Below are 3,009 nucleotides of genomic sequence, written 5' to 3'. Positions count from 1 at the left end.
CGACGGGCCACCGGCCCGTCTGCGTTTCGCGCCTTGCGCATGGCCTTTTTGATCCGCAACGCATCTTGGAAAAATAGTGTGAACAGGCCCTGGTCGTCATCCCCAGGCGGCGCTGAAGAAGATGATCACGCCGAGGGCGAATGTGATCAGAAAAGCGATGCTGGCCCAGACCCAGACCGGCCAGGGCCCGCTGGGCACCGGAGCGGGCGCGGCCGCCGCCGCGGTGGCCGCCGCCTCCGGGTGGCGACGCAGCAATTCTTCCTCGAACCGCTTGAAGAAGTCGTCGGCCATGGATTTGGCCGCACCGTCAATAAGGCGTTGGCCCAGCTGGGCGATTTTGCCCCCCACGGTGGACTTGACGGTGTAGCTCAGCTCGCAGGTGCTGCCGGTGGGCGTCAGGCTGACGGCGGACTCGCCCTTGCCGAAGCCGGCCACGCCGCCCTGGGCCTCGAAGCCGAGCTTGTAGCGCTCGGGCGGGACGATGTCGCTGAGCTGCACCTTGCCGGTGAATTTCGCCGACACCGGCCCGATGCGGATGCCCGCGCCCACGGCATAGGCGTCGTCACCCAGGGGCTCGAACTTGTCGCAGCCGGGCACGCAGGCCTTGAGCACGGCGGGGTCGTTGAGGGCGTCCCAGGCCTGTTGCCGGGTGACGGGGAGAGGGCGGCTGCCTTGCATGTCCATGGTGGTTGTGCGTTGTGCGTTGGGCGTTGAGCGAGTTGCGTTGGGCGTGTTTCAGCGTTGTGTGAGCACGGCCGACAGGGCGTGCGCCAGCTGTTCCAGGCGTTCGAGGTTGTGCACGGCGAGCATGCCGTGCGCGTGGCGGTGCAGCACGCTGGCGCCGCGCGCCAGGGGTTCGTAGCCGTCGAAGCGCAGCAGCGGGTTGAGCCACAACACGCGGCGGCTGTGCCGGCGCAGCCATTGCAGTTCGGCGTCGAGTACCTCGGGCTCGCCGGTGTCCAGGCCGTCGGTGATGAGCAGCACCACGGTGCGTCGGCCCACCAGGCAGCGAGCGTGGTCGTGCCGCAACTGCGTCAGCGAGTCGCCCAGCCGGGTACCACCAGCGAAGTCGGCGATGGCCTGGTTGCACAGCATGAGCATGGCGTCGGCGTCGCTCTGGCGCCAGGCGCTGCGCAGGTCGCTCAGGCGGGTGCCGAAGGCGAACGCTGCGCGGGGCGCGCCGCGCGTGGCCTGGTGCAGAAACGCCAGCAGCAGCCGCGCATATCGCTCCATGGAGCCCGAGACGTCGACCAGGATCAGCAAGGGCAGGGTCTGCGGGCGGCGCTGGCGCAGCGGCAGCATCAGCAGCTCGCCGTCGTGGCGGCGCGCCTGCTGCAGCGCGCGGCCCCAGTGGATGCGGTGGCCCCGGCCACCGAAGCGCTCGCGTCGGCCGGGCACCTCGGGCAGGGGCAGCGGGATGTCGCGCGCCAGTTGTTCGACCAGGCGGAACTCGCTGGCCGACAGGCCGGCGAAGTCGGCATGGCGCAGGCGCTGCAGGTCGCTGGCCGTCATGGCCGCGTCCAGGCGCAGTTCGGTCTCGCCCGGCTTGCGTTGCTGTGCCAACGCGCCGGCCACGCTCAGCGCTTCCTGCGAGCGCGCCTTGCGCGTGGGCGGCTTGGCGCTGGGCGCCTTGGGCAGCATCTGCGACAGCAGTTGCTTCTCCAGTTCGGGGTTGCGAAAGAAGGCGGCGAAGAGCTCGTCGAACACTTCGATGTCCTGCGGCCGGCTGACCAGCACCGCACCGAGCGCGGCGTGCAGGTCGTCGCGGCGTTCGACGCCCACCAGCTGCGTGGCCTGAATGGCACTGCCGATACGCGCGCTGTCCACCGGCACGCCGGCGCGGCGCAGGGCGCGCCCGAACGCGGCGATCTGGTCCGGGAACTTGCCGGTGCGGGCGTCGCCGAGCTTCACAACTCGGGTTCCAGAAGCTGCTCGATCATGGGCACCAGCGCGGCCACGTCTTCGCGCTGCTTGAACAGGATGCCCGCGGTGTCCTGGATCACTTCGGGGTCGAGCGTGAGCGTGTCCAGCGCCACCAGGGCCTTGGCCCATTCCACGCTTTCGGCAATGCCCGGGGCGCGCTGGAAGGCGTTGGCATAGGGCTGCGCGCGCAGGCGCTCGACGAAGCGGGCGATCTGCTCGGTGAGGGCCGCACTGGCCTGGGGCACCTGGCCACGCACGATGGCGAGTTCGCGCTCGCGCTCGGGGTGGTCAAGCCATTGGTACAGGCACCGGCGCTTGACCGCGTCGTTGAGGTCGCGCGTGCGGTTGCTGGTCAGGATGGTCAGCGGAGCCGCCATGGCGGTGATGGTGCCGAGCTCGGGGATGCTCACCTGGTATTCGCCCAGGTACTCGAGCAGGAAGGCCTCGAAGGGTTCGTCGGCCCGGTCCACCTCGTCGATCAGCAGCAGCGCGCCGGGGGGCGGCGTCTGCAGCGCCTGCAGCAGCGGGCGGCGGATCAGGTAGCGCTCCTGGTAGACCTCGCGCTCGATCTGCTCGGGCGTAGCCGTGTTCTGCGCTGCGCGCATGTGCAGCAACTGCGCGGTGTGGTTCCACTCGTACAGCGCCTCGCGCTGCTCCATGCCGTCGTAACACTGCAGACGCAGCAGCGGGCGTTGCAGCACGCGCGACAAGGCCTTGGCCAGCTCGGTCTTGCCCACGCCGGGTTCGCCTTCGAGCAACAGCGGGCGCTGCAGCCGCATGGCCAGGAACACGGCAGTGGCCAGCGCGCGCGGGGCGTGGTAGCCCACGTCCCGCAACGCGGCCAGCAAGGCGTCAATGTCGCGCGGTTCGGTCGACAAGGCGTCGGGCTCCGGTGCGTCAGCCGTTGGCCGCGGCCACGGCGCGTTGCGTTTGCACGCGGATGAGCTGTGCGCGGTACTCGGCGCTGGCGTGCAGGTCGCTGTTGAGCGTGCCGGCATCGACGGCCACGCCTTGCACCGCATCGGGCGTGAAGCTCTTGGTCAGCGCCGCCTCAAGCCCAGCGTGGCGGAACACGCCGTTGCCCGC

General features: G+C 70.1%; 3 protein-coding genes and 1 pseudogene. All 4 read right to left on the bottom strand.

Features of this window, described 5'->3' with window-relative positions:
* Positions 1 to 96: 96 nt before the first annotated feature.
* Positions 97 to 684: a CoxG family protein gene (locus tag KF871_RS18720; protein ID WP_291146149.1), complete on the bottom strand. Its 588-nt coding sequence runs from the start codon at positions 682 to 684 to the stop codon at positions 97 to 99.
* A 51-nt stretch (positions 685 to 735) separates the two neighbouring features.
* Positions 736 to 1,911, bottom strand: a complete 1,176-nt coding sequence (locus KF871_RS18715; RefSeq protein ID WP_291146146.1) for a VWA domain-containing protein — start codon at positions 1,909 to 1,911, stop codon at positions 736 to 738.
* Complete coding sequence (locus KF871_RS18710; protein WP_291146143.1) at positions 1,908 to 2,801, bottom strand: MoxR family ATPase; 894 nt, start codon at positions 2,799 to 2,801, stop codon at positions 1,908 to 1,910. The genes KF871_RS18715 and KF871_RS18710 overlap by 4 nt, the downstream gene beginning before the upstream one ends.
* Positions 2,802 to 2,820: 19 nt before the next feature.
* Positions 2,821 to 3,009 (bottom strand): annotated as a pseudogene (locus tag KF871_RS18705) (carbon monoxide dehydrogenase); the annotation flags it as partial.

Source organism: Hydrogenophaga sp. (assembly GCF_019635465.1).
In the GTDB taxonomy this organism is placed as follows: Bacteria; Pseudomonadota; Gammaproteobacteria; order Burkholderiales; family Burkholderiaceae_C; genus Hydrogenophaga.
The sequence above is the reverse complement of the archived record's forward strand: the minus strand, read 5'-3'. Positions and strand labels throughout refer to the sequence as shown.

What these genes read in the sequence shown, in the direction of transcription:
- KF871_RS18720 (WP_291146149.1), bottom strand. Translation starts at nt 684, where the DNA reads ATGGACATGCAAGGCAGCCGCCCTCTCCCCGTCACCCGGCAACAGGCC.